The organism is Citrobacter sp. Ct235 (assembly GCF_030332305.1).
Taxonomy (GTDB): domain Bacteria; phylum Pseudomonadota; class Gammaproteobacteria; order Enterobacterales; family Enterobacteriaceae; genus Citrobacter_A; species Citrobacter_A telavivensis.
The window spans coordinates 438,302-463,022 of record NZ_JAOWIC010000041.1 but is presented as its reverse complement, the minus strand read 5'-3'; the positions used below and the strand labels follow the sequence as shown (position 1 = coordinate 463,022).

The following is a 24,721-nucleotide window of genomic DNA, read 5'->3' as shown; positions in this document are numbered from 1 at the left end:
CGATCCTAATAAGAGATCACAATAGAACAGATCTCTAAATAAAAAGATCTTCTTTTTAATACCCAGGATCCCGGGGTCTTTCTCAAGCCGACAAAGTTGAGTAGAATCCACCGCCCGGGCTTCAATCCATTTTCACACCGCGTTATGCGAGGCAATTACCATGTTTTATCAGGATCCTTTTGACGTCATCATCATTGGCGGGGGTCATGCAGGCACTGAGGCCGCGATGGCCGCAGCGCGTATGGGTCAACAAACCCTGCTTTTGACACACAATATCGACACGTTGGGGCAGATGAGCTGCAACCCGGCGATTGGCGGTATTGGGAAGGGACACCTGGTAAAAGAAGTGGATGCGCTCGGCGGGCTGATGGCAAAAGCGATCGACCAGGCGGGGATCCAGTTTAGGATACTAAACGCGAGCAAAGGGCCCGCGGTCCGCGCCACCCGTGCTCAGGCGGATCGTGTGCTGTATCGTCAGGCGGTGCGTACCGCACTGGAGAACCAACCGAACCTGATGATTTTCCAGCAGGCGGTTGAAGATCTTATCGTCGAAAACGATCGTGTCGTTGGCGCCGTGACCCAGATGGGGCTGAAGTTCCGCGCCAAAGCCGTGGTGCTGACCGTCGGGACATTCCTCGACGGCAAAATTCATATTGGTCTGGATAACTACAGCGGTGGCCGTGCTGGCGATCCGCCGTCCATTCCACTCTCTCGCCGCCTGCGAGAACTGCCGCTGCGCGTAAGCCGTCTTAAAACCGGCACGCCGCCACGAATCGATGCGCGCACGATTAATTTCAGCGTGCTGGCGCAGCAACATGGCGATAACCCGATGCCGGTCTTCTCATTCATGGGCAATGCAGCCCAACACCCACAGCAGGTGCCGTGCTATATCACGCACACCAATGAGAAAACCCATGACGTGATCCGCAATAACCTCGATCGTAGCCCGATGTATGCTGGCGTGATCGAAGGGATCGGCCCGCGTTACTGCCCATCGATCGAAGACAAAGTGATGCGCTTTGCCGACAGGAACCAGCACCAGATCTTCCTGGAGCCGGAAGGGCTAACCTCTAACGAAATTTACCCGAACGGGATCTCCACCAGCCTGCCTTTCGACGTGCAGATGCAGATTGTCCGTTCCATGGAAGGGATGGAGAACGCGAAAATCGTCCGTCCGGGTTATGCCATTGAGTACGACTTTTTCGATCCGCGTGACCTGAAGCCGACGCTGGAAAGCAAATTCATCCAGGGTCTGTTCTTTGCCGGACAAATTAACGGCACGACGGGCTACGAAGAAGCCGCTGCGCAGGGACTGCTTGCAGGGCTCAACGCTGCACGCCTGTCCGCGGACAAAGAGGGCTGGGCACCGGCGCGTTCTCAGGCGTATCTCGGCGTACTGGTCGACGACTTGTGCACGCTGGGAACCAAAGAGCCGTACCGCATGTTCACCTCGCGCGCTGAATACCGTCTGATGCTGCGTGAAGACAACGCCGATCTGCGTCTGACCGAAATGGGTCGTGAACTGGGGCTGGTGGATGACGCCCGCTGGGCTCGCTTCAACGAGAAGCTGGAGAACATCGAACGTGAACGTCAGCGTCTGAAATCCACCTGGGTGACGCCTGCGGCGGAATCAGCCAACGAAGTGAACGCTCACCTTACCGCGCCGCTGTCTCGTGAAGCCAGTGGTGAAGATCTGCTGCGACGTCCGGAAATGACCTATGCGCAGCTTACGACCCTGACCCCGTTTGCACCCGCACTGGAAGACGTGCAGGCCGCTGAGCAGGTAGAAATCCAGGTGAAGTACGAAGGTTATATCGCACGTCAACAGGATGAGATCGAAAAACAGCTGCGCAATGAAAACACGCTGCTGCCTGCGACGCTGGATTACCGTCAGGTGTCCGGCCTGTCGAACGAAGTGATTGCCAAGCTGAACGATCACAAGCCGGTTTCGATCGGTCAGGCATCGCGTATCTCCGGCGTTACGCCTGCAGCCATCTCCATTCTGCTGGTGTGGCTGAAAAAACAGGGTATGCTGCGCCGCAGCGCTTAATGTGTTGAATATTGCCCGGTAGCGTTTCGCTTACCGGGCTAATTATGTAGAACAGGTAATCACCGTGCTCAACAAACTCTCTCGCCTGCTGGCAGACGCCGGCATTTCACTTACCGATCACCAGAAAAATCAGCTGATTGCGTATGTTGAGATGCTGCACAAATGGAACAAAGCGTACAACCTGACTTCGGTGCGGGATCCCAACGAGATGCTGGTTCGTCACATCCTCGACAGCATTATCGTTGCGCCGCATTTGCAGGGGGAGCGTTTTATTGATGTCGGTACCGGACCGGGATTGCCAGGAATACCGTTGTCCATTGTGCGTCCACAAGCGCATTTCACCCTGCTCGACAGTCTCGGTAAACGCGTGCGTTTCCTGCGTCAGGTCCAGCATGAGCTGAAACTGGATAACATCACGCCGGTACAGAGCCGGGTTGAAGAATTTCCCGCCGAACCGCCGTTTGATGGTGTGATCAGCCGGGCGTTCGCGTCACTCAATGATATGGTGAGCTGGTGTCATCACCTGCCAGACGAGAAAGGCCGTTTTTATGCGCTGAAAGGTCAGTTGCCGGAAGATGAGATTGCGTCGCTGCCTGCTGCGTTTTGCGTTGAGGCTGTCATTAAACTCCAGGTACCGCATCTGGAAGGTGAACGCCATTTGGTGGTGATTAAGCCAAACAAAATTTAATATTTATCAAAAAAAATAGAAAAAAATCGGACTTTTTGTTGTTAAAACACTGAGACATTTTTGCTGATATAAGTCGTTACACTTAACGCCACGTTCACTGTCTATTATCAACAGAGCAACGTGGCGTTTTTGGCTAAAGACAAAATTAGTCAACACTGAAAATATCAGGCTGCTAAAAATCCAGGTAGAGAATCACTCCCCGGTGTTGAATTTTTATTAAAAATGTCAATGGTTGGTTTTTGAGATGTAATCAGTCGTTTTTAAAAGAGTGAGTGATTTTAGGCTTAAATATCAGAAAGTTGAAAAGGCATCATTTGCCAAGTAAATAAATACCGTCGGGGCGAATATGCTCAATGTGTGATCTGAAGCACGCTTTAACACCAGTGTTTACGCGCCATTTGCAGTTTTGCATGATCGTTCACAGTTTGGCTAAAAGTCATAAATGTGGGCCAGGGAAAAATATTTAAACATTTATTCACCTTTTAGCTACTTATTGTTTGAAATCACGAGGGCGCACCGTATAATTTGACCGCTTTTTGATGCTTGACTCTAAGCCTTAAAGAACGTTTTATACGACACGCGGCATACCTCGAAGGGAGCAGGAGTTAAAAACGTGATGTCTGTGTCGCTCTTGAGTCGAAACGTTGCTCGTAAGCTTCTGTTCATTCAGTTTCTGGCGGTAGTAGCAAGTGGATTGCTGTTCAGCCTCAAAGACCTCTTCTGGGGCACTTCCGCAATATGCGGCGGTATGGCAGTCTTTCTGCCTAACGTGTTGTTTATGATATTTGCCTGGCGTCACCAGGCGCATACACCTGCTAAAGGCCGAGTGGCCTGGACGTTCGCCTTCGGCGAAGCCTTCAAGGTGTTAGCGATGCTGATGTTGCTGGTGGTGGCGCTGGCGGTTTTCAAGGCGGTATTTTTGCCGCTAATAGTTACGTGGGTTTTGGTGCTGGTGGTTCAGATACTGGCGCCGGCTGTAATTAACAACAAAGGGTAAAAGGCATCATGGCTTCAGAAAATATGACGCCGCAGGATTACATAGGACACCACCTGAACAACCTTCAGCTGGACCTGCGTACATTCTCGCTGGTAGATCCGTATAACCCCCCAGCCACCTTCTGGACGATCAATATTGACTCCATGTTTTTCTCGGTGGTGCTGGGTCTGTTGTTCCTGCTTATGTTCCGCAGCGTGGCCAAAAAGGCGACCAGCGGCGTACCAGGTAAGTTTCAGACCGCGATTGAGCTGGTAATCGGCTTTGTGCATGGTAGCGTGAAAGACATGTACCATGGCAAAAGCAAGCTGATTGCACCGCTGGCCCTGACTATCTTCGTCTGGGTATTCCTGATGAACCTGATGGACTTACTGCCAATCGACTTGCTGCCGTACATCGGCGAGCATATCTTCGGTCTGCCTGCACTGCGTGTGGTTCCGTCTGCTGACGTGAACATTACCCTGTCCATGGCGCTCGGCGTATTTATCCTCATTCTGTTCTACAGCATCAAAATGAAAGGCATCGGTGGCTTCACGAAAGAGTTGACGCTGCAGCCGTTCAATCACTGGGCGTTCATCCCTGTCAACTTAATCCTTGAAGGGGTAAGTCTGCTATCTAAACCGGTTTCTCTCGGTCTGCGACTGTTCGGCAACATGTATGCCGGTGAGCTGATTTTCATTCTGATTGCTGGTCTGTTGCCGTGGTGGTCACAGTGGATCCTGAATGTGCCCTGGGCCATTTTCCACATCCTGATTATTACGCTGCAAGCCTTCATCTTCATGGTTCTGACGATTGTCTATCTGTCGATGGCGTCTGAAGAGCATTAATTTACCAACACTACTACGTTTTAACTGAAACAAACTGGAGACTGTCATGGAAAACCTGAATATGGATCTGCTGTACATGGCTGCCGCTGTGATGATGGGTCTGGCGGCAATCGGTGCTGCGATCGGTATCGGCATCCTCGGGGGTAAATTCCTGGAAGGCGCAGCGCGTCAACCTGATCTGATTCCTCTGCTGCGTACTCAGTTCTTTATCGTTATGGGTCTGGTGGATGCTATCCCGATGATCGCTGTAGGTCTGGGTCTGTACGTGATGTTCGCTGTCGCGTAGTAAGCGTTGCTTGAATTAAGAGCAATATCAGAACGTTAACTAAATAGAGGCATTGTGCTGTGAATCTTAACGCAACAATCCTCGGCCAGGCCATCGCGTTTGTCCTGTTTGTTCTGTTCTGCATGAAGTATGTATGGCCGCCGTTAATGGCTGCCATCGAGAAGCGTCAAAAAGAAATTGCTGACGGTCTCGCTTCTGCTGAACGCGCACACAAGGATCTTGACCTTGCAAAGGCCAGCGCGACCGACCAGCTGAAAAAAGCGAAGGCGGAAGCTCAGGTAATCATCGAGCAGGCGAACAAACGTCGCGCTCAGATCCTGGACGAAGCCAAAACGGAAGCAGAGCAGGAACGTACTAAAATCGTGGCCCAGGCGCAGGCGGAAATTGATGCCGAGCGTAAACGTGCCCGTGAAGAGCTGCGTAAGCAAGTTGCTATCCTGGCTGTTGCTGGCGCCGAGAAGATCATCGAACGTTCCGTGGATGAAGCTGCTAACAGCGACATCGTGGATAAACTTGTCGCTGAACTGTAAGGAGGGAGGGGCTGATGTCTGAATTTATTACGGTAGCTCGCCCCTACGCCAAAGCAGCTTTTGACTTTGCCGTTGAACACCAATGTGTAGAGCGCTGGCAGGACATGCTGGCGTTTGCCGCTGAGGTGACTAAGAACGAACAAATGGCAGAGCTTCTCTCTGGCGCGCTGGCGCCGGAAACGCTCGCTAAGTCGTTTATCGCAGTTTGCGGTGAGCAACTGGACGAAAACGGTCAGAACCTGATTAAGGTGATGGCTGAAAATAACCGTCTGAACGCGCTCCCGGATGTTCTTGAGCAGTTTATTCACCTGCGTGCCGCGAGTGAGTCTATCTCTGAGGTAGAAGTCACGTCCGCGAACGAACTGAGTGAAGAACAGCTTGCGAAGATTAGTGCTGCGATGGAAAAACGTCTGTCACGCAAAGTTAAGCTGAATTGCAAAATCGATAAGTCTGTAATGGCGGGCGTAATCATCCGTGCGGGTGATATGGTCATTGATGGCAGCGTACGCGGCCGTCTTGAACGCCTTGCAGACGTCTTGCAGTCTTAAGGGGACTGGAGCATGCAACTGAATTCCACCGAAATCAGCGAACTGATCAAGCAGCGCATTGCTCAGTTCAATGTTGTGAGTGAAGCTCACAACGAAGGTACTATTGTTTCTGTAAGTGACGGTGTTATCCGCATTCACGGCCTGGCCGATTGTATGCAGGGTGAGATGATTTCCCTGCCGGGTAACCGTTACGCTATCGCACTGAACCTGGAGCGCGACTCCGTGGGTGCAGTGGTGATGGGTCCATACGCTGACCTCGCCGAAGGCATGAAGGTTAAGTGTACTGGGCGTATTCTGGAAGTTCCGGTTGGCCGTGGCCTGCTGGGTCGTGTGGTGAACACGCTGGGTTCCCCGATTGACGGTAAAGGTCCGGTTGATAACGATGGCTTCTCGCCAATCGAAGTTATCGCACCGGGCGTAATCGAACGTCAGTCCGTCGATCAGCCGGTGCAGACCGGTTATAAATCCGTTGATGCCATGATCCCAATCGGTCGTGGTCAGCGTGAGTTGATCATCGGTGACCGTCAGACCGGTAAAACCGCGATGGCAATCGATGCCATCATCAACCAGCGTGACTCCGGCATCAAATGTGTGTACGTGGCTATCGGCCAGAAAGCGTCCACTATTTCTAACGTGGTTCGTAAGCTGGAAGAACACGGTGCACTTGCCAACACCATCGTTGTGGTGGCGACCGCGTCTGAATCTGCTGCACTGCAATACCTGGCGCCGTATGCCGGTTGTGCAATGGGCGAATACTTCCGTGACCGCGGTGAAGATGCTCTGATCGTTTATGATGACCTGTCTAAACAGGCTGTTGCTTACCGTCAGGTTTCCCTGCTGCTCCGTCGTCCGCCAGGACGTGAAGCCTTCCCGGGTGACGTATTCTACCTCCACTCCCGTCTGCTGGAGCGCGCATCCCGCGTTAACGCGGAATACGTTGAGAAATTCACCAATGGTGAAGTGAAAGGTAAAACCGGCTCCCTGACCGCTCTGCCGATTATCGAAACCCAGGCGGGTGACGTTTCTGCGTTCGTTCCGACCAACGTAATTTCTATTACCGATGGTCAGATCTTCCTGGAAACCAACCTGTTCAACTCCGGTATTCGTCCGGCAGTTAACCCGGGTATCTCCGTATCTCGTGTAGGTGGCGCAGCGCAGACCAAGATCATCAAGAAACTGTCTGGTGGTATTCGTACCGCGCTGGCACAGTATCGTGAACTGGCAGCGTTTTCTCAGTTCGCTTCCGACCTGGATGAAGCTACTCGTAAGCAGCTGAGCCACGGTCAGAAAGTAACTGAACTGCTGAAGCAGAAACAGTATGCCCCAATGTCTGTTGCACAACAGGGCGTGGTGCTGTTTGCGGCTGAACGCGGTTACCTCGAAGATGTGGAACTGGCGAAAATCGGTAGCTTCGAAGCCGCTCTGCTGGCTTACGTCGACCGTGATCACGCTCCGCTGATGCAAGAGATTAACCAGTCCGGTGGCTATAACGACGAAATCGAAGGCAAGCTGAAAGCTATCCTCGATTCCTTCAAAGCAACCCAGTCCTGGTAACGTCTGGCGGCTTGTCTTAGGACAGGCCGCAAGGCATTGAGGAGAAGCTCATGGCCGGCGCAAAAGAGATACGTAGTAAGATCGCAAGCGTCCAGAACACGCAGAAGATCACTAAAGCGATGGAGATGGTCGCCGCTTCCAAAATGCGTAAATCGCAGGATCGCATGGCGGCCAGCCGTCCTTATGCAGAGACCATGCGCAAAGTGATTGGTCACCTTGCGAATGGTAATCTGGAATATAAGCACCCGTACCTGGAAGAACGCGACGTTAAACGCGTGGGCTACCTGGTGGTGTCGACTGACCGTGGTCTGTGCGGTGGCTTGAACATTAACCTGTTCAAAAAGCTGCTGGCGGATATGAAAACATGGTCCGATAAAGGCGTTCAGTGCGATATCGCAATGATCGGCTCTAAGGGCGTGTCTTTCTTTAATTCCGTTGGTGGTAACGTGGTTGCTCAGGTAACCGGTATGGGGGATAACCCTTCCCTGTCCGAACTGATCGGTCCGGTTAAAGTGATGCTGCAGGCCTACGATGAAGGTCGTCTGGACAGACTGTACGTTGTCAGCAACAAATTTATCAACACCATGTCTCAGGTTCCGACTCTCACTCAACTGCTGCCATTACCGGCATCAGAAGATGAAGAGTTAAAACAAAAAGCCTGGGATTACCTGTATGAACCCGATCCGAAACCGCTGCTGGATACCCTGCTGCGTCGTTACGTTGAGTCTCAGGTTTATCAGGGCGTGGTAGAAAACCTGGCCAGCGAGCAGGCCGCACGTATGGTGGCGATGAAAGCCGCGACCGACAATGGCGGCAGCCTGATTAAAGAGCTGCAGTTGGTATACAACAAAGCTCGTCAGGCCAGCATTACTCAGGAACTCACCGAAATCGTCGGTGGTGCATCCGCGGTATAACCAGGTTAATTCGTAGAGGATTCAAGATGGCTACTGGAAAAATTGTCCAGGTAATCGGCGCCGTGGTTGACGTCGAATTCCCTCAGGATGCCGTACCGCGCGTGTACGATGCTCTTGAGGTTATGAATGGTAAAGAGAGTCTGGTGCTGGAAGTTCAGCAGCAGCTCGGCGGCGGTATCGTACGTACCATCGCGATGGGTTCTTCCGACGGTCTGCGTCGTGGTCTGGAAGTGAAAGACCTCGAGCACCCGATCGAAGTCCCGGTAGGTAAAGCAACCCTGGGTCGTATCATGAACGTCCTGGGTCACCCGATCGACATGAAAGGCGATATCGGTGAAGAAGAGCGTTGGGCTATCCACCGCGCAGCGCCGTCCTATGAAGAGCTGTCCAGCTCTCAGGAACTGCTGGAAACCGGTATCAAAGTTATCGACTTGATGTGTCCGTTTGCGAAGGGCGGTAAAGTCGGTCTGTTCGGTGGTGCGGGTGTAGGTAAAACCGTAAACATGATGGAGCTCATCCGTAACATCGCGATCGAGCACTCCGGTTACTCTGTGTTTGCGGGCGTAGGTGAACGTACTCGTGAGGGTAACGACTTCTACCACGAAATGACCGACTCCAACGTTCTGGATAAAGTATCCCTGGTATATGGCCAGATGAACGAGCCGCCGGGAAACCGTCTGCGCGTAGCGCTGACCGGCCTGACCATGGCAGAGAAATTCCGTGACGAAGGTCGTGACGTACTGCTGTTTGTCGATAACATCTATCGTTACACCCTGGCCGGTACGGAAGTTTCCGCACTGCTGGGCCGTATGCCATCAGCGGTAGGTTACCAGCCGACCCTGGCGGAAGAGATGGGTGTTCTGCAGGAACGTATCACCTCTACCAAAACCGGTTCTATTACCTCCGTTCAGGCGGTATATGTACCTGCGGATGACTTGACTGACCCGTCACCAGCCACCACCTTTGCTCACTTAGATGCAACCGTGGTACTGAGCCGTCAGATCGCGTCTCTGGGTATCTACCCGGCCGTTGACCCGCTGGATTCCACCAGCCGTCAGCTGGATCCACTGGTGGTTGGCCAGGAACACTACGACACCGCGCGTGGCGTACAGTCCCTGCTGCAACGTTATCAGGAACTGAAAGACATCATCGCCATCCTGGGTATGGATGAACTGTCTGAAGAAGACAAACTGGTGGTAGCACGTGCGCGTAAGATCCAGCGCTTCCTGTCCCAGCCGTTCTTCGTTGCGGAAGTATTCACCGGTTCTCCGGGTAAATACGTTTCCCTGAAAGACACCATCCGTGGCTTTAAAGGCATCATGGAAGGCGAGTATGACCACCTGCCAGAGCAGGCGTTCTACATGGTTGGTTCTATCGACGAAGCCGTAGAAAAAGCCAAAAAACTTTAACGCCTTAATCGGAGGGTGATATGGCAATGACTTACCACCTGGACGTCGTCAGCGCAGAGCAACAAATGTTCTCTGGTCTGGTCGAGAAAATCCAGGTAACGGGTAGTGAAGGTGAACTGGGGATTTTCCCTGGGCATGCCCCACTGCTCACCGCCATTAAGCCTGGTATGATCCGCATCGTTAAACAGTTCGGTCATGAAGAGTTTATCTACCTGTCTGGCGGCATTCTCGAAGTGCAACCTGGCAGCGTGACCGTACTGGCTGATACCGCGATTCGCGGGCAGGATCTCGATGAAGCGAGAGCCCTGGAAGCGAAACGTAAGGCTGAAGAGCATATTAAGAGCTCTCATGGTGACGTGGATTACGCTCAGGCATCTGCGGAACTGGCCAAAGCGATCGCGAAACTGCGCGTTATCGAGTTGACCAAAAAAGCGATGTAACACCGGGTTGAAAAACAAAAACCAGTCTGATTTCAGGCTGGTTTTTTTTTGCCTGCTATTTTTGTACGGTTGCGTCATCTTTCTTTATGGATCAAAAAAAGAGCAAAAACATTAGCCTGGCGTGTTAATCACGGTATCAGGTGACTTTTCAGAAGACAAAAGCCGCAGCAATGGACGAAAATGTCTCTATCTCCGTTGGGGAAATCTCGCGATTGTGCGTTTTATCCTCTGCCCATTTCACGATGAAAAAAATGTAGTATTTTCAACGTGAAACGGTATAAATTCGTTCTCAAATTACAGTCAGGACGCGTATGTTGAATAAAGCGATGAGCGTAGTGATCCTTGCCGCAGGCAAAGGCACACGTATGTATTCCGATCTTCCAAAAGTACTGCATACCCTTGCCGGGAAATCGATGGTTCAGCATGTCATTGATGTTGCTAATGAATTAGGTTCATCACAGGTGCACCTCGTTTACGGCCACGGTGGCGAACTGCTTAAAAAAAGCCTGAAAGAAGACAACCTGAACTGGGTGTTGCAGGCGGAGCAGTTGGGCACAGGCCACGCTATGCAGCAGGCAGCGCCTTTCTTTGGCGATGATGAAGACATTTTAATGCTCTACGGCGACGTCCCGCTGATCTCGATTGAAACCTTACAGCGCCTGCGCGATGCCAAACCCCTGGGGGGGATTGGTCTGCTCACGGTTAAGCTGGACGATCCGAGCGGCTATGGTCGTATCACGCGTGAAAATGGCAAAGTGACCGGTATCGTTGAGCATAAAGATGCCAGCGATGAACAGCGTCAGATCCAGGAAATCAATACCGGGATACTGATTGCAAACGGCGCTGACATGAAGCGCTGGCTGTCTAAACTGACCAATAACAATGCACAGGGTGAATACTACATCACCGATATCATTGCGCTGGCTTATCAGGAAGGTCGTGAAATCGCGGCAGTTCATCCCGATCGTCTGAGTGAAGTTGAAGGTGTAAACAACCGTCTGCAACTTTCCCGTCTGGAACGCGTTTATCAGTCCGAGCAAGCGGAAAAACTGCTGCTGGCGGGCGTGATGCTGCGCGATCCGGCGCGTTTTGACCTGCGCGGTACGCTCGCTCACGGGCGAGATGTCGAAATTGATACTAACGTTATCATCGAAGGTCACGTCACGCTTGGCCATCGTGTGAAGATTGGGACGGGTTGCGTCATTAAAAACAGCGTCATTGGCGATGACTGTGAAATCAGTCCGTACAGCGTGGTGGAAGATGCCCATCTGGACGCGGCATGCACTATTGGGCCGTTCGCTCGTTTGCGTCCTGGTGCACAGCTGATGGAAGGTGCTCACGTGGGCAACTTCGTTGAGATGAAGAAAGCGCGTCTCGGTAAAGGCTCAAAAGCCGGTCACCTGACCTATCTGGGCGATGCGGAAATTGGCGATAACGTGAATATTGGCGCAGGTACGATCACCTGCAATTACGATGGCGCGAACAAGTTTAAAACCATCATTGGCGACGATGTGTTTGTCGGATCCGATACCCAACTGGTGGCACCGGTGACCGTGGGTAATGGGGTGACCATTGCAGCGGGGACCACCGTCACCCGCAACGTTGCGGATAATGAACTGGTCATCAGCCGAGTGCCGCAGGTGCATAAGCAGGGCTGGAAGCGTCCGGTGAAGAAAAAGTAACAACCCGGCGGGTGTGCTTCGTTTACCCGCCCTACGTTTTTGTAGGCCTGATAAGGCGTAGCCGCCATCAGGCTAACTCGGCTGAGGAGGTAAACATATACCTCCCGCCTAAAAGCAGTACCTATAAAAATAACCCCATTCTCTACAAGGCTCGGGGCGCCCGAAAAAACGGGCATACAGGTCGAAAGACAACGACAGGCATAATGCCTTGATTCGGAATAAAAAAATATGTGTGGAATTGTTGGCGCTATCGCGCAACGTGATGTAGCTGAAATCCTTCTTGAAGGTTTACGTCGTCTGGAATACCGCGGTTACGACTCTGCTGGTCTGGCCGTGGTGGACGCAGAAGGTCATATGACCCGTCTGCGTCGTCTGGGTAAAGTACAGATGCTGTCTCAGGCTGCGGAAGAACATCCGCTGCACGGCGGCACCGGTATTGCTCACACCCGTTGGGCTACGCATGGCGAACCTTCGGAAGCAAACGCGCATCCGCATGTTTCTGAACACATTGTGGTGGTGCATAACGGCATCATCGAAAACCATGAACCGCTGCGTGAAGAACTGAAAGCGCGCGGCTATACCTTCGTTTCAGAAACAGACACCGAAGTGATTGCTCACTTAGTGCACTGGGAACTGGAACAGGGCGGTACGCTGCGTGATGCCGTGCTGCGCACTATCCCGCAACTGCGCGGTGCGTACGGTACGGTTATCATGGATACCCGTCATCCGGATACGTTGCTGGCTGCGCGTTCGGGTAGTCCGCTGGTTATCGGTCTGGGTATGGGCGAGAACTTTATCGCCTCCGATCAGCTGGCGCTGCTGCCGGTAACCCGTCGCTTTATCTTCCTTGAAGAAGGCGATATTGCGGAAGTGACCCGTCGTTCTGTCGCGATTTTTGATAAAACTGGCGCGGACGTGAAACGTCAGGACATCGAATCTAATCTGCAATATGACGCAGGTGATAAAGGTATCTATCGCCACTACATGCAGAAAGAGATCTACGAACAGCCGAACGCGATTAAAAATACGCTGACCGGGCGCATTAGCCACGGCGAAGTGGATTTAAGCGAACTTGGACCGAAGGCCAACGAGCTGTTGTCTCAGGTTGAGCATATCCAGATCATCGCGTGTGGGACGTCCTATAACTCCGGGATGGTTTCTCGCTACTGGTTTGAATCGCTGGCCGGTATTCCGTGCGACGTCGAAATCGCCTCAGAATTCCGTTACCGCAAATCAGCAGTACGCCGTAACAGCCTGATGATCACCCTGTCTCAGTCTGGCGAAACGGCAGATACGCTGGCAGGTCTGCGTTTGTCGAAAGAGCTGGGCTATCTGGGCTCACTCGCCATCTGTAACGTTCCGGGCTCTTCTCTGGTGCGTGAATCGGATCTGGCGATGATGACCAATGCCGGCACGGAAATCGGCGTGGCGTCGACGAAAGCGTTTACCACTCAGTTAACCGTTCTGTTGATGCTGGTGGCGAAACTGGCGCGTCTGAAAGGTCTGGATGCGTCCATTGAGCATGACATCGTTCATGGTCTGCAGGCGCTGCCGAGCCGTATCGAGCAAATGCTTTCTCAGGACAAGCGCATTGAAGCGTTGGCTGAAGATTTCTCTGACAAACATCACGCCCTGTTCCTGGGCCGTGGCGATCAGTATCCGATCGCGCTGGAAGGCGCGTTGAAGCTGAAAGAGATCTCCTACATTCACGCAGAAGCCTATGCGGCAGGTGAGCTGAAACACGGCCCACTGGCGCTGATTGATGCCGATATGCCGGTTATCGTTGTTGCCCCGAACAACGAACTGCTGGAAAAACTGAAGTCCAACATCGAAGAAGTGCGCGCCCGTGGTGGTCAGCTGTATGTCTTCGCCGATCAGGACGCCGGTTTTGCCAGCAGCGACAATATGCACATCATTGAGATGCCGCATGTGGAAGAGGTGATTGCACCGATCTTCTACACCGTGCCGCTACAGCTGCTGGCCTATCACGTGGCGCTGATTAAAGGCACCGACGTGGATCAGCCGCGTAACCTGGCTAAATCGGTTACCGTCGAGTAAAACGTTCATGCCCTGCGAAAGCGGGGCATTTTTTTCACTTCCGCTCTGTTTTTAATCAATTCTCCTGCCGTTTTAATGTGACAAATCGTCATCTTCAGCTACTTTTTTCAGTGTCACAGAAATAAAATTTTCCTGAAAAGCTATTGTCATATTGTTAGTTAACTTTATGATAAATAGTAAAAAAATGATTTACATTTAACTGAAATTTTCATTGTCATAAAACTGTCATATTTCGTACATTTAACTGTCACCTGTTTGTCCTATTTTGCTCATCGTAGCCACTTAACAATGATTTACGAAAATCTTGCAGGAGACATTATGAAAGTTATGCGTACCACTGTCGCAACTGTTGTCGCCGCGACCTTATCTATGAGCGCTTTCTCTGCGTTAGCAGCAGCAAGTCTGACAGGTGCAGGTGCAACTTTTCCTGCGCCGGTGTATGCCAAATGGGCTGATACTTATCAGAAAGAGACCGGTAGTAAAGTCAACTACCAGGGTATCGGCTCCTCCGGTGGTGTTAAACAAATTACAGCGAATACCGTTGATTTCGGTGCCTCTGATGCGCCGCTGTCTGACGAAAAACTGAATCAGGAAGGCCTGTTCCAGTTCCCGACCGTTATTGGCGGCGTGGTACTGGCGGTGAACATCCCGGGTCTGAAGTCTGGCGAACTGGTGCTGGATGGTAAAACGCTGGGTGACATCTACCTGGGTAAAATCAAGAAGTGGGATGATGAAGCCATCACCAAACTGAACCCGGGCGTGAAATTGCCTTCTCAGAACATCGCCGTCGTGCGTCGTGCTGATGGTTCCGGTACCTCCTTCGTCTTCACCAGCTATCTGGCAAAAGTCAACGAAGAGTGGAAGACCAAAGTGGGCGCAGGCTCTACCGTTAACTGGCCGACAGGCCTCGGCGGTAAAGGTAACGACGGTATCGCCGCGTTCGTACAGCGTCTGCCAGGCTCCATCGGCTACGTTGAATACGCTTACGCTAAGCAGAACAACCTGGCGTATACCAAGCTGATTTCAGCTGATGGCAAACCGGTTAGCCCAACCGAAGAGAACTTCGCCAACGCCGCGAAAGGTGCTGACTGGAGCAAATCTTTCGCGCAGGATCTGACGAACCAGAAAGGTGACGGTGCGTGGCCAATTACTTCCACCACTTTCATCCTGGTTCACAAAGAGCAGAAGAAACCTGAGCAGGGTGCTGAAGTGCTGAAATTCTTCGACTGGGCATACAAAAATGGCGGCAAACAGGCTAATGAACTGGATTACGCCAGCCTGCCGGACAGCGTGGTTGAGCAGATCCGTGCGGCATGGAAGACCAATGTGAAAGACAGCAGCGGTAAAGCGCTGTACTAACAGAATATCTTTGACGAATTGGCGGATGGCGCTACGCTTATCCGCCCTACAGTTATGAATGTAGGCCCGCTTTGTAGGCCGGATAAGCGTAGCGCCATCCGGCTGGGGCAACTTCGTAAACGCGTTTAATGGAAAGAGTGATTTATGGCTGCAACCAAGCCTGCTTTTAACCCGCCGGGTAAAAAGGGTGACAAAATCTTCAGCGCGCTGGTAAAACTGGCTGCGCTGATTGTGCTATTGATGTTGGGTGGCATTATTGTCTCTCTGATCATCTCCTCCTGGCCCAGCATTGAGAAATTTGGTTTCTCATTCCTCTGGACGAAAGACTGGGACGCGCCAAACGACATCTACGGTGCGCTGGTACCGATCTACGGTACGCTGGTCACCTCCTTTATCGCACTGCTGATCGCCGTTCCGGTGAGCTTCGGCATTGCCCTGTTTTTGACGGAACTTGCGCCTGGCTGGCTGCGTCGCCCGCTGGGCATCGCAATTGAACTGCTGGCGGCTATCCCGAGTATCGTATACGGCATGTGGGGCCTGTTTATCTTTGCGCCGTTGTTTGCGACTTATTTCCAGGAACCGGTCGGGAATATCCTTTCCAACATTCCGTTTGTTGGCGCGCTGTTCTCCGGCCCGGCGTTTGGTATCGGTATTCTGGCGGCAGGGGTGATCCTCGCCATCATGATAATTCCCTACATTGCGGCGGTAATGCGTGATGTGTTCGAACAAACGCCGGTGATGATGAAAGAGTCTGCCTACGGTATCGGCTGCACCACCTGGGAGGTTATCTGGCGCATCGTACTGCCGTTCACCAAAAATGGGGTGATTGGCGGCATCATGCTGGGGCTGGGTCGTGCTCTGGGTGAAACGATGGCGGTCACCTTTATCATCGGTAATACCTACCAGCTCGACAGCGCGTCGCTGTATATGCCTGGTAACAGCATTACCTCGGCGCTGGCGAATGAATTTGCGGAAGCGGAATCTGGTCTGCACGTTGCGGCGTTGATGGAGCTGGGGCTGATTCTGTTTGTGATTACCTTCATCGTGCTGGCAGCGTCTAAGTTTATGATTTTGCGCCTTGCGAAGAACGAGGGGGCACGCTAATGGCTACGCTTGAAATGCAAACCACCGCAGCGCTGGCGGAATCCCGCCGCAAAATGCAGGCGCGTCGCCGGATGAAAAACCGTATCGCGCTGACGCTCTCAATGGCGACGATGGCGTTTGGCCTGTTCTGGCTCGTCTGGATCCTGATGTCCACGATTACCCGCGGTATCGACGGAATGTCGCTGGCGCTGTTCACCGAAATGACGCCGCCGCCGAACACAACGGGTGGCGGTCTGGCGAATGCCCTGGCGGGCAGTGGTTTGTTGATCCTCTGGGCGACCGTGTTTGGTACGCCGTTGGGCATCATGGCCGGGATTTATCTGGCGGAATATGGTCGTAAATCGTGGCTGGCGGAAGTGATTCGTTTCATCAACGATATTCTGCTTTCCGCCCCGTCTATTGTGGTTGGTCTGTTCGTGTACACCATCGTGGTGGCGCAGATGGAGCATTTCTCCGGCTGGGCGGGCGTAATCGCGCTGGCGCTGCTGCAGGTGCCTATCGTGATTCGAACCACCGAGAACATGTTGAAACTGGTGCCGGACAGCCTGCGTGAAGCGGCTTATGCGCTGGGGACGCCGAAGTGGAAAATGATCTCCGCGATTACGTTGAAAGCGTCTGTTTCCGGGATTATGACCGGTATCCTGCTGGCGATTGCGCGTATCGCGGGTGAAACCGCCCCGCTGCTGTTTACTGCGCTCTCCAACCAGTTCTGGAGTACCGACATGATGCAGCCGATCGCCAACCTGCCGGTCACCATCTTTAAATTTGCGATGAGCCCGTTTGCTGAATGGCAGCAGTTGGCGTGGGCCGGGGTGCTGATCATTACGCTGTGCGTACTGCTGCTGAACATTCTGGCACGCGTTATTTTCGCCAAGAGTAAACACGGTTAATTATTTGCGGCGTGGCGGATGCGACGCCGAATGAGGAATAGATTGAAATGAGTATGGTTGATACTGCTCCGGGTAAGATTCAGGTTCGTGATTTGAACTTCTACTACGGCAAATTCCATGCCCTGAAGAACATCAACCTGGATATCGCGAAGAATCAGGTGACGGCGTTTATCGGGCCCTCTGGCTGCGGTAAATCGACGCTGCTGCGTACGTTCAACAAGATGTTTGAACTGTATCCGGAACAGCGTGCGGAAGGTGAAATTCTGCTGGATGGTGACAATATCCTCACCAACACCCAGGATATCGCTCTGCTGCGTGCCAAAGTGGGGATGGTATTCCAGAAGCCGACGCCGTTCCCGATGTCTATCTACGACAACATCGCTTTTGGCGTGCGTCTGTTTGAGAAGCTGTCCCGTGCGGATATGGATGAGCGCGTGCAGTGGGCGTTGACCAAGGCCGCATTGTGGAATGAAACCAAAGATAAATTGCACCAGAGCGGGTACTCTCTCTCCGGTGGTCAGCAGCAGCGTCTGTGCATCGCGCGGGGTATCGCCATTCGCCCGGAAGTCTTGCTGCTGGATGAGCCATGTTCAGCGCTGGACCCTATCTCAACGGGTCGTATCGAAGAGCTGATTACTGAGCTGAAACAGGATTACACCGTGGTGATCGTGACCCACAACATGCAGCAGGCTGCGCGTTGTTCCGACCATACGGCGTTTATGTACCTGGGCGAGTTGATTGAGTTCAGCAACACGGACGACCTGTTCACCAAGCCCGCGAAGAAACAAACCGAAGATTACATTACTGGCCGCTACGGTTGATATGCCCGGGCATCTGGAGAAATGATGGACAATTTAAACCTTAATAAACACATTTCCGGTCAGTTCAACGCCGAACTGGAAAGCATCCGCACTCAGGTAATGACGATGGGCGGCATGGTTGAGCAGCAGCTTTCTGATGCTATTACCGCGATGCACAATCAGGACAGCGAGCTGGCGAAACGCGTTGTTGATGGCGATAAGCACGTCAACATGATGGAAGTGGCGATCGATGAAGCCTGTGTTCGCATCATCGCCAAGCGTCAGCCCACGGCGAGCGACCTGCGTCTGGTGATGGCTATCATCAAAACCATCGCCGAGCTGGAGCGTATTGGCGACGTGGCGGATAAAATTTGTCGTACTGCGCTGGAGAAATTCTCCCAGCAGCACCAGCCGCTGTTGGTGAGCCTGGAGTCACTGGGTCGTCATACCATACAGATGCTGCACGATGTGCTGGATGCGTTTGCGCGTATGGATCTGGACGAAGCGGTTCGTATCTACCGTGAAGACAAGAAAGTTGACCAGGAATACGAAGGGATCGTACGTCAACTGATGACCTATATGATGGAAGATTCGCGTACGATTCCCAGCGTGCTGACCGCGTTGTTCTGCGCACGCTCTATCGAGCGTATTGGCGACCGCTGCCAGAATATCTGCGAATACATCTTTTACTTCGTGAAGGGTCAGGATTTCCGCCACGTGGGCGGCGATGAGCTGGATAAGCTGCTGGCGGGTAAAGATCCGAAAGAGTGATTTTTTTGGCGGGTGGCGCTTCGCTTACCCGCCCTACAAAACCATGGATCCTGTAGGCCGGATAAGCGCGAACGCCATCCGGCTTTTTTATTATCGCGTAATATTCCACCCGCGCGCCTTCCACAACGCTGGCAACTGTTCCAGGCTGGTAAAGGTTGTCACTTTCGGATGATCGATCGGTTTGTTATGCGGATCGGCGCAGAAGTAGAACACTTCCATTCCGGCATCAATTCCTGACTGTGCACCCGCAGAAGAGTCGTCTACCAGAATGCAGTTCTGTGCATTGACGTTCATGGCTTTTGCCGCATGGAACATCAGCGCCGGATCGGGCTTCCAGCGTTGAATATCGTAACCGCTGTACAGCTTGTCCGGGAAATGGTGCAGCATGCCCAGTTTACCCAGCGAGTGCTGCATTTTGCTGACCGGACCGTTAGAGACCACGCACATCGGCACCGTCATGCTGTCCAGCAGTGTATTCGCACCAGGGATCACTTCCAGCTCTGAGTCGAACAGGCGTGCGACCTCGGCGCGGTAGACGGGTTCTAAGTCGGCTTTTGCCAACGTCACCCCATGTTCCTCATTTATGATATCAATGATTTCGTAGAGTTTTACGCCCTTAAAGCGTTTAAAAGTGTCTTCGAGATCGAGGGTGATACCGAATTCCTGGAACATTGCGACATACGCGCGGGAACAGATCACTTCACTGTCGACCAGCGTACCGTCACAGTCGAAAAATACCGCTTCAATTCCGGACATGCCTTTCCCTTTTCACTAGTTTAACGTTTACGTACTGCCTGATTGTGCAACGCAATCGTTGCCGTATAAGCAAATGCAATGAAAAAAACATCTCACAATCACCCCCTATTGTCGCATTTTGGTATAGGATAGCGACGAATTTTCCCTCCTTGTTTGGAAATTGATAATGAGTCAACAACACACAACCCAGACGTCTGGTCAGGGGATGCTGGAACGCGTGTTTAAACTGCGCGAACATGGCACGACGGCACGGACCGAAGTGATAGCCGGTTTTACCACCTTCCTGACGATGGTTTACATCGTTTTTGTTAACCCGCAAATTCTGGGCGTGGCAGGCATGGACACCAGCGCCGTCTTTGTGACCACCTGTCTGATTGCCGCGTTTGGCAGCATTCTGATGGGTCTGTTTGCTAATCTGCCGGTGGCGCTGGCGCCCGCGATGGGGCTGAATGCGTTCTTTGCCTTCGTTGTGGTCGGCGCGATGGGTCTGTCGTGGCAGGTCGGTATGGGGGCGATTTTCTGGGGCGCCGTCGGTCTGCTGCTGCTGACTATCTTCCGCGTGCGTTACTGGATGATTGCCAATATTCCGGTCAGTCTGCGTGTGGGTATTACCAGCGGTATCGGTTTATTCATCGGCATGATGGGTCTGAAAAACGCAGGCGTGATCGTCGCGAATCCTGAAACGCTGGTGAGCATCGGTAATCTGACCTCCCACAGCGTACTGTTGGGCGTGCTCGGTTTCTTTATCATCGCTATCCTGGCGTCACGTAACATTCACGCCGCCGTGCTGGTGTCTATCATCGTCACCACGCTGTTGGGCTGGATGCTGGGTGATGTGCACTATAACGGTATTGTCTCTGCGCCGCCGAGCGTCTCGTCGGTGATTGGGCATGTCGATCTGGCAGGCTCGTTTAACATCGGTCTGGCTGGGGTGATTTTCTCCTTCATGCTGGTTAACCTGTTTGACTCCTCCGGGACACTGATCGGCGTGACTGACAAAGCCGGTCTGGCGGATGAAAAAGGGAAATTCCCGCGCATGAAACAGGCGCTGTTTGTTGATAGCGTCTCCTCCGTGACCGGGGCATTTATCGGTACCTCTTCCGTCACCGCTTATATCGAGTCCTCTTCCGGCGTTTCTGTCGGTGGGCGCACCGGCTTGACCGCTGTGATCGTGGGTCTGCTGTTCCTGTTGGTTATCTTCCTGTCGCCGCTGGCGGGGATGGTGCCGGGCTATGCAGCTGCGGGTGCGCTGATTTACGTTGGCGTGTTAATGACCTCCAGCCTGGCGCGCGTGAAGTGGGACGACCTTACTGAATCCGTGCCGGCGTTTATCACTGCCGTGATGATGCCATTCAGCTTCTCAATTACCGAAGGGATCGCGCTGGGCTTTATCTCTTACTGCGTGATGAAAATCGGTACCGGTCGTCTGCGCGATCTGAGCCCGTGCGTAGTGGTTGTGGCGCTGTTGTTTGTGCTGAAGATTGTGTTTATCGACGCACACTAACTTCTTGCCGTTGCCGGATGACGCTGCGCTTATCCGGCCTACAAATTGCGATAGTAGGTCGGATGGTTTTACGCTTTCACGCGCTGGATGTAGTTTGTGGTGTCAGGTGGCGCTTCGCTTACCTGACCTACAGGAGAGTGTCGGCCCGGTAAGCGCTAGCGCCACCGGGCTTTTTATTAGGCTTTAACCCGCTGGATATAGTCGCCAAACGCGGTGAGCTGGCCAGTCAGATGGTCCAGGGTACTCTGATCGATCACTTCACCCGTCTGCGGGTCCACTTTGTTCTGAATCACTCCACCCATAAATTCAGGCTTGTTCATCACCATCGCATCCAGGAAGACCAGAATCTGGCGCAGATGATACTGGCAGCGTGCTCCGCCAATCGCCCCCATTGAACTGGTCTGGATAAGCACCGGTTTGCCGGAAAGCGGCTGATCGGGCAGGCGCGACAGCCAGTCGATGGCATTTTTCAGGCCACCCGGCACCGAGTAGTTATATTCAGGAGTGACGATAACCACGCCATCGGCATTGCGAATTTGTTCAGCCAGTGCTTCAACGCTTGCTGGAAAACCTTCTTCCTGTTGCACGTCGGCATCGTAAAGTGGGATATCACCGATAGACGGTAACGCACTCACTTCCATCCCCGCCGGGGCTATTTTAGGCAGCGTACGGGCAACCATACCGTTAAATGAACCTTTGCGCAGGCTTCCCAGTAACGTAACAACGTTCAACGTTTCAGACATGGTAACTCCATCAGTTATGCGTATAAGACGTCGCAGCAGATAATTGCGCGAATCGCATCAGACGACCCGTTGGCGCATTCGCACGGGTCTGGATATCAGGCAGGCTTTTCCAGCCCTGCTTACCATCAAACTCCCAAAGCTGAAGTTTATCAATGCCTGGTGTAACCGCAACCGACCATACCAGCAGGTCTTCGGCATCACAGATGGCTTCAATCTGGGTAACATGTGCACATTTCAGACGCCCGGCACCCGGTAGTAGCTGCAGCTCGCGCGGATCGTCATTGCGGACGTCCCCCGTCAGTTTCAGGACGCTCTGACGCAAGGTGATCATCTGTGCACGCGCTTCGTCCGGATCGTTTTGCTTGCTGATCCACAGATTTTCAATGCTGGAAAAGGCCGGAACCTCAACAGAATGGGGGCTGATAAATCCTCGGGTAGCGCGCTGGAGTTCCATATCCAGTCCACATTCCCCTTCGGTTGTCAGCGTCACGCCGACCATATTGCCAGCATAGGCGATGGAAAAACTCGGCAAATTTTTATCGCGAAACGCCGGCTTACCTTTGGCTTTGTATACGATTTCCGGTAACTCGAGCGTGCCATACAGCATAAACATCAGCTCGGCGAGAAGGCCTCGGGATGCCAGAAAACGGGTCTGGCGATGTGTTGGCAGTCTTCGTGCTTCATGATGGCAGGATGACGGGAGACGCATAGAAATCAGGTGTCCCTCCGTCAGGATCCCTCTGGCAAAATGGGTCGCCATTTTTCTCTCCATGATTAATGGTCGTTGATAATGACGAGAGTAACATTTACTCGGTTTATAGACAGAGTAAATCGCCAAAAAGTACGACTGAATCAGCCTCCCTTACGCGCATTTACATTTCCTGGTGCATATTGGCTGTTTTTGCGTCAGGACCGGTCGTGATACAGGGCGTTGATGTTCTCTCTTAACCAGATGAATTTCGGGCTATGGCTGCTGCGGTTGTGCCAGCGTTGGGGGAAAGGTATCAACCGTTTTTCCAGCACGCGGCATTGAATGGCAGAGATCGGGCGACAAGGGGGCTGGTGGAGTTGGTTATGGTGATGACAATAGGCGCATTTGCTAATGCCTCCGATATGACTTTGACGTCCATCAGCCACCTGGAAATGATAATGATCTTGCAGCATTTTTCTCATGGTGAGATTTAAAATCCCTGACCGTATCGTATGACAAAGTGCTCTGTCTAACATGCCACAGCGAGTTAAATCGAAAGGCCATCGGTAAATATATCGAAGTCTGGCATTATCCGGATGGGTGAAAAGAATAGCGGTTTAATGGTTCAGTTCTTTCCTACGTCACTGATGAGAGTTTCTCGGAAATCGACCTTGGGTTATCGTAGACAATCAGCGTCTTGAATTCGTTCAGGACAAACGCGACATTAATCATTCACAATGAATTCTCGCGGCGATGTTCCTTCGCGGTGGCGGAGAAAACCAACAGAGAATAAATCTCAGCGTTTGCTGGGCTGTGACGATATGCGCGATGCGTTGAATATATTGCCCTTTCGCTCTGAGGCATTTTAGGTTGAATAAATCCAGTGATATTGGATACAAAAATAATGAATGGCTAATCTCATTTCTGGCTGGAAACAAAAAACCTCATTGTATGGTGAACTATTTGTGCTGAGCCTCTATGTCAATTGCAATCAGTATGCCTTTTTTAATGGATATTAAATCGCGGTCTCTGAATTTTTTTAACTCTTCCATTACGGCACTTTTGGATACTTTTGTACGTTCACAAATATAGGAGCAAACATTTATTTTACAACGTTCAGTCTCAGGGAGATTATTTATTTGAATAAGATACAGCCATACAATTTCACTCGTTTTTCTTTCTGACATTAACCGATCTCGGTAAAGTGCAACACTTAACTGAAATGCTAATATTGTTGAAACTGCAGCCCAGTGTTCAGGCTTGTCATTTAACGCTTGTAATACATTCTCTCGTGGCACAAACCAAAGTTTACTTTTGAATCTGCGATAAGTGGCTATCTTCAACCCAGTTATGACTTCACTAAGACAAAAAACATTCGGTGCCGGAACTTGCCATATTATGTAATCATCTTCTATACTGGAAAGTTGCACGATACCTTCGGTATGAAGTATAACGCCAATTTCCGGTGTGATGATCTGATGACTCCTGAGAGGCTGTGCCCAGGGCATTAGTAATGAAATCAACTCGACTATCTCTTCTTTAGGCTTAAAGATCGGCATGTTAATTGCTGGTGTAATAAGCGTTTTTTCCATTATATCCTCCAGGAAAATCATTGATATGTTATTGTAAACGCAATCATTGCATTTATAAACCCCGGTTAAACACTATTCTCGTTTTAAAAGTAATGTCGCCGCAAGGGGGTAACAAAAATACCTTTTGCATTTGTCATCCCGACGTTGATAAGAGTGTTTAGCTGGACTTGAGTTCCTTGTATTAACAATTGGATACCAAAATTTTATACAGAACCCGTAACCGTACTATCTTCCATAATCCGCTTGTTTTGTTATCAACACCATCCGTCAGGAATAAAAAATTATGCAAAAATCAAATTAAAATTGTAAGTTATTACCTTTTTCTGAAGACTACTGAGAGTACAGGCATAATATTTAACCAAAAAAAGCTTTCTTTGTCAGAAGACCGGTTGGATGTATCTATTTTAGTGGCCTGGATAGATTTTTTCTGATTATTATCAGTTTGAAATAATTGAGGGTTAAAGTAAATGGTTTATATCACCGCTTCAGATATATAAACGTCACCACCAATAATCTCAACCGGTGTGGTTA

General features: G+C 51.7%; 24 protein-coding genes. 20 read left to right on the top strand and 4 right to left on the bottom strand.

The genetic code is table 11. From position 1 onward, the window contains the following. Positions 1–160: 160 nt before the first annotated feature. The 18 genes from mnmG (at position 161) to phoU (ending at position 18,904) form a co-directional block, all read left to right on the top strand. A complete protein-coding gene (gene mnmG / locus OGY35_RS08930) occupies positions 161–2,050 on the top strand; it encodes a tRNA uridine-5-carboxymethylaminomethyl(34) synthesis enzyme MnmG (protein WP_152400848.1) in 1,890 nt (629 codons plus the stop codon). A 64-nt stretch (positions 2,051–2,114) separates the two neighbouring features. After that, positions 2,115–2,738 (top strand): 16S rRNA (guanine(527)-N(7))-methyltransferase RsmG, encoded by a 624-nt coding sequence (gene rsmG, locus OGY35_RS08925; protein WP_286632049.1) that lies wholly within the window; start codon positions 2,115–2,117, stop codon positions 2,736–2,738. Positions 2,739–3,354: 616 nt separating this feature from the next. After that, positions 3,355–3,735: a F0F1 ATP synthase subunit I gene (gene atpI, locus OGY35_RS08920; RefSeq protein ID WP_152400844.1), complete on the top strand. Its 381-nt coding sequence runs from the start codon at positions 3,355–3,357 to the stop codon at positions 3,733–3,735. Between the two features lie 8 nt (positions 3,736–3,743). Further along, positions 3,744–4,559 (top strand): F0F1 ATP synthase subunit A, encoded by an 816-nt coding sequence (atpB, locus tag OGY35_RS08915; protein ID WP_152400842.1) that lies wholly within the window; start codon positions 3,744–3,746, stop codon positions 4,557–4,559. Between the two features lie 46 nt (positions 4,560–4,605). Further along, positions 4,606–4,845 carry a F0F1 ATP synthase subunit C gene (gene atpE / locus OGY35_RS08910; RefSeq protein WP_000429386.1) on the top strand — a complete coding sequence of 80 codons (240 nt, stop codon included), beginning with the start codon at positions 4,606–4,608 and terminating at the stop codon, positions 4,843–4,845. A 59-nt stretch (positions 4,846–4,904) separates the two neighbouring features. Continuing rightward, positions 4,905–5,375 (top strand): F0F1 ATP synthase subunit B, encoded by a 471-nt coding sequence (gene atpF / locus OGY35_RS08905; protein ID WP_003827022.1) that lies wholly within the window; start codon positions 4,905–4,907, stop codon positions 5,373–5,375. A 14-nt stretch (positions 5,376–5,389) separates the two neighbouring features. Then, the gene (gene atpH / locus OGY35_RS08900) at positions 5,390–5,923 is read left to right on the top strand and encodes a F0F1 ATP synthase subunit delta (RefSeq protein ID WP_152400840.1); all 534 of its coding nucleotides are present in this window, start codon (positions 5,390–5,392) and stop codon (positions 5,921–5,923) included. 12 nt (positions 5,924–5,935) lie between these two features. After that, positions 5,936–7,477, top strand: coding sequence for a F0F1 ATP synthase subunit alpha (atpA, locus tag OGY35_RS08895; protein WP_042323559.1), 1,542 nt, complete (start codon positions 5,936–5,938; stop codon positions 7,475–7,477). Positions 7,478–7,527: 50 nt separating this feature from the next. Then, entirely contained in the window at positions 7,528–8,391 is an 864-nt protein-coding gene (gene atpG, locus OGY35_RS08890) for a F0F1 ATP synthase subunit gamma (protein WP_005121458.1), read from the top strand. A gap of 26 nt (positions 8,392–8,417) precedes the next feature. Continuing rightward, on the top strand, positions 8,418–9,800 hold the full coding sequence (atpD, locus tag OGY35_RS08885; protein WP_003023806.1) for a F0F1 ATP synthase subunit beta: 1,383 nt from the start codon (positions 8,418–8,420) through the stop codon (positions 9,798–9,800). A gap of 20 nt (positions 9,801–9,820) precedes the next feature. Then, entirely contained in the window at positions 9,821–10,240 is a 420-nt protein-coding gene (locus tag OGY35_RS08880; protein ID WP_003023809.1) for a F0F1 ATP synthase subunit epsilon, read from the top strand. Positions 10,241–10,551: 311 nt separating this feature from the next. Next, complete coding sequence (glmU, locus tag OGY35_RS08875) at positions 10,552–11,922, top strand: bifunctional UDP-N-acetylglucosamine diphosphorylase/glucosamine-1-phosphate N-acetyltransferase GlmU (protein WP_286632045.1); 1,371 nt, start codon at positions 10,552–10,554, stop codon at positions 11,920–11,922. A 228-nt stretch (positions 11,923–12,150) separates the two neighbouring features. Continuing rightward, complete coding sequence (glmS, locus tag OGY35_RS08870) at positions 12,151–13,980, top strand: glutamine--fructose-6-phosphate transaminase (isomerizing) (RefSeq protein ID WP_286632044.1); 1,830 nt, start codon at positions 12,151–12,153, stop codon at positions 13,978–13,980. A 318-nt stretch (positions 13,981–14,298) separates the two neighbouring features. After that, entirely contained in the window at positions 14,299–15,339 is a 1,041-nt protein-coding gene (gene pstS, locus OGY35_RS08865; protein WP_286632042.1) for a phosphate ABC transporter substrate-binding protein PstS, read from the top strand. Positions 15,340–15,483: 144 nt separating this feature from the next. After that, the gene (pstC, locus tag OGY35_RS08860) at positions 15,484–16,443 is read left to right on the top strand and encodes a phosphate ABC transporter permease PstC (RefSeq protein WP_042323550.1); all 960 of its coding nucleotides are present in this window, start codon (positions 15,484–15,486) and stop codon (positions 16,441–16,443) included. Continuing rightward, positions 16,443–17,333 (top strand): phosphate ABC transporter permease PstA, encoded by an 891-nt coding sequence (pstA, locus tag OGY35_RS08855; RefSeq protein WP_152400834.1) that lies wholly within the window; start codon positions 16,443–16,445, stop codon positions 17,331–17,333. The genes pstC and pstA overlap by 1 nt, the downstream gene beginning before the upstream one ends. A gap of 47 nt (positions 17,334–17,380) precedes the next feature. Continuing rightward, positions 17,381–18,154, top strand: coding sequence for a phosphate ABC transporter ATP-binding protein PstB (gene pstB / locus OGY35_RS08850; RefSeq protein ID WP_042998747.1), 774 nt, complete (start codon positions 17,381–17,383; stop codon positions 18,152–18,154). 24 nt (positions 18,155–18,178) lie between these two features. Continuing rightward, positions 18,179–18,904: a phosphate signaling complex protein PhoU gene (phoU, locus tag OGY35_RS08845; protein ID WP_042998746.1), complete on the top strand. Its 726-nt coding sequence runs from the start codon at positions 18,179–18,181 to the stop codon at positions 18,902–18,904. Between the two features lie 90 nt (positions 18,905–18,994). Here the strand turns inward: phoU and yieH are convergent, their stop codons facing one another. Continuing rightward, positions 18,995–19,660: a 6-phosphogluconate phosphatase gene (gene yieH, locus OGY35_RS08840; RefSeq protein WP_178828377.1), complete on the bottom strand. Its 666-nt coding sequence runs from the start codon at positions 19,658–19,660 to the stop codon at positions 18,995–18,997. Between the two features lie 166 nt (positions 19,661–19,826). Between yieH and adeP the strand changes: the two genes are divergently transcribed. Then, positions 19,827–21,164 (top strand): adenine permease AdeP, encoded by a 1,338-nt coding sequence (gene adeP / locus OGY35_RS08835; RefSeq protein WP_152400830.1) that lies wholly within the window; start codon positions 19,827–19,829, stop codon positions 21,162–21,164. 176 nt (positions 21,165–21,340) lie between these two features. On the opposite strand, the gene OGY35_RS08830 is transcribed toward adeP, so the two are convergent. After that, the gene (locus OGY35_RS08830; RefSeq protein ID WP_152400829.1) at positions 21,341–21,907 is read right to left on the bottom strand and encodes an NADPH-dependent FMN reductase; all 567 of its coding nucleotides are present in this window, start codon (positions 21,905–21,907) and stop codon (positions 21,341–21,343) included. A 10-nt stretch (positions 21,908–21,917) separates the two neighbouring features. Further along, positions 21,918–22,667 carry a 4'-phosphopantetheinyl transferase family protein gene (locus tag OGY35_RS08825; protein ID WP_178828375.1) on the bottom strand — a complete coding sequence of 250 codons (750 nt, stop codon included), beginning with the start codon at positions 22,665–22,667 and terminating at the stop codon, positions 21,918–21,920. Between the two features lie 206 nt (positions 22,668–22,873). On the opposite strand from OGY35_RS08825, the gene OGY35_RS08820 reads away from it, so the two are divergent. After that, on the top strand, positions 22,874–23,092 hold the full coding sequence (locus OGY35_RS08820) for a hypothetical protein (protein ID WP_178828373.1): 219 nt from the start codon (positions 22,874–22,876) through the stop codon (positions 23,090–23,092). A 465-nt stretch (positions 23,093–23,557) separates the two neighbouring features. On the opposite strand, the gene OGY35_RS08815 is transcribed toward OGY35_RS08820, so the two are convergent. Beyond that, a complete protein-coding gene (locus OGY35_RS08815) occupies positions 23,558–24,190 on the bottom strand; it encodes a helix-turn-helix domain-containing protein (RefSeq protein WP_178828371.1) in 633 nt (210 codons plus the stop codon). Positions 24,191–24,721 lie beyond the last annotated feature (531 nt).

Bases quoted from the DNA above. Each gene is read 5' to 3' on its own strand.
- atpE (WP_000429386.1), top strand. From the start codon at position 4,606: ATGGAAAACCTGAATATGGATCTGCTGTACATGGCTGCCGCTGTGATG.
- glmS (WP_286632044.1), top strand. From the start codon at position 12,151: ATGTGTGGAATTGTTGGCGCTATCGCGCAACGTGATGTAGCTGAAATC.
- phoU (WP_042998746.1), top strand. From the start codon at position 18,179: ATGGACAATTTAAACCTTAATAAACACATTTCCGGTCAGTTCAACGCC.
- OGY35_RS08830 (WP_152400829.1), bottom strand. From the start codon at position 21,907: ATGTCTGAAACGTTGAACGTTGTTACGTTACTGGGAAGCCTGCGCAAA.
- pstA (WP_152400834.1), top strand. From the start codon at position 16,443: ATGGCTACGCTTGAAATGCAAACCACCGCAGCGCTGGCGGAATCCCGC.
- OGY35_RS08820 (WP_178828373.1), top strand. From the start codon at position 22,874: ATGGCTGCTGCGGTTGTGCCAGCGTTGGGGGAAAGGTATCAACCGTTT.
- atpA (WP_042323559.1), top strand. From the start codon at position 5,936: ATGCAACTGAATTCCACCGAAATCAGCGAACTGATCAAGCAGCGCATT.
- atpB (WP_152400842.1), top strand. From the start codon at position 3,744: ATGGCTTCAGAAAATATGACGCCGCAGGATTACATAGGACACCACCTG.
- atpG (WP_005121458.1), top strand. From the start codon at position 7,528: ATGGCCGGCGCAAAAGAGATACGTAGTAAGATCGCAAGCGTCCAGAAC.
- pstB (WP_042998747.1), top strand. From the start codon at position 17,381: ATGAGTATGGTTGATACTGCTCCGGGTAAGATTCAGGTTCGTGATTTG.
- pstC (WP_042323550.1), top strand. From the start codon at position 15,484: ATGGCTGCAACCAAGCCTGCTTTTAACCCGCCGGGTAAAAAGGGTGAC.
- atpD (WP_003023806.1), top strand. From the start codon at position 8,418: ATGGCTACTGGAAAAATTGTCCAGGTAATCGGCGCCGTGGTTGACGTC.
- pstS (WP_286632042.1), top strand. From the start codon at position 14,299: ATGAAAGTTATGCGTACCACTGTCGCAACTGTTGTCGCCGCGACCTTA.
- OGY35_RS08880 (WP_003023809.1), top strand. From the start codon at position 9,821: ATGGCAATGACTTACCACCTGGACGTCGTCAGCGCAGAGCAACAAATG.
- glmU (WP_286632045.1), top strand. From the start codon at position 10,552: ATGTTGAATAAAGCGATGAGCGTAGTGATCCTTGCCGCAGGCAAAGGC.
- OGY35_RS08815 (WP_178828371.1), bottom strand. From the start codon at position 24,190: ATGGAAAAAACGCTTATTACACCAGCAATTAACATGCCGATCTTTAAG.
- adeP (WP_152400830.1), top strand. From the start codon at position 19,827: ATGAGTCAACAACACACAACCCAGACGTCTGGTCAGGGGATGCTGGAA.
- atpI (WP_152400844.1), top strand. From the start codon at position 3,355: ATGTCTGTGTCGCTCTTGAGTCGAAACGTTGCTCGTAAGCTTCTGTTC.
- mnmG (WP_152400848.1), top strand. From the start codon at position 161: ATGTTTTATCAGGATCCTTTTGACGTCATCATCATTGGCGGGGGTCAT.
- OGY35_RS08825 (WP_178828375.1), bottom strand. From the start codon at position 22,667: ATGGCGACCCATTTTGCCAGAGGGATCCTGACGGAGGGACACCTGATT.
- atpH (WP_152400840.1), top strand. From the start codon at position 5,390: ATGTCTGAATTTATTACGGTAGCTCGCCCCTACGCCAAAGCAGCTTTT.
- yieH (WP_178828377.1), bottom strand. From the start codon at position 19,660: ATGTCCGGAATTGAAGCGGTATTTTTCGACTGTGACGGTACGCTGGTC.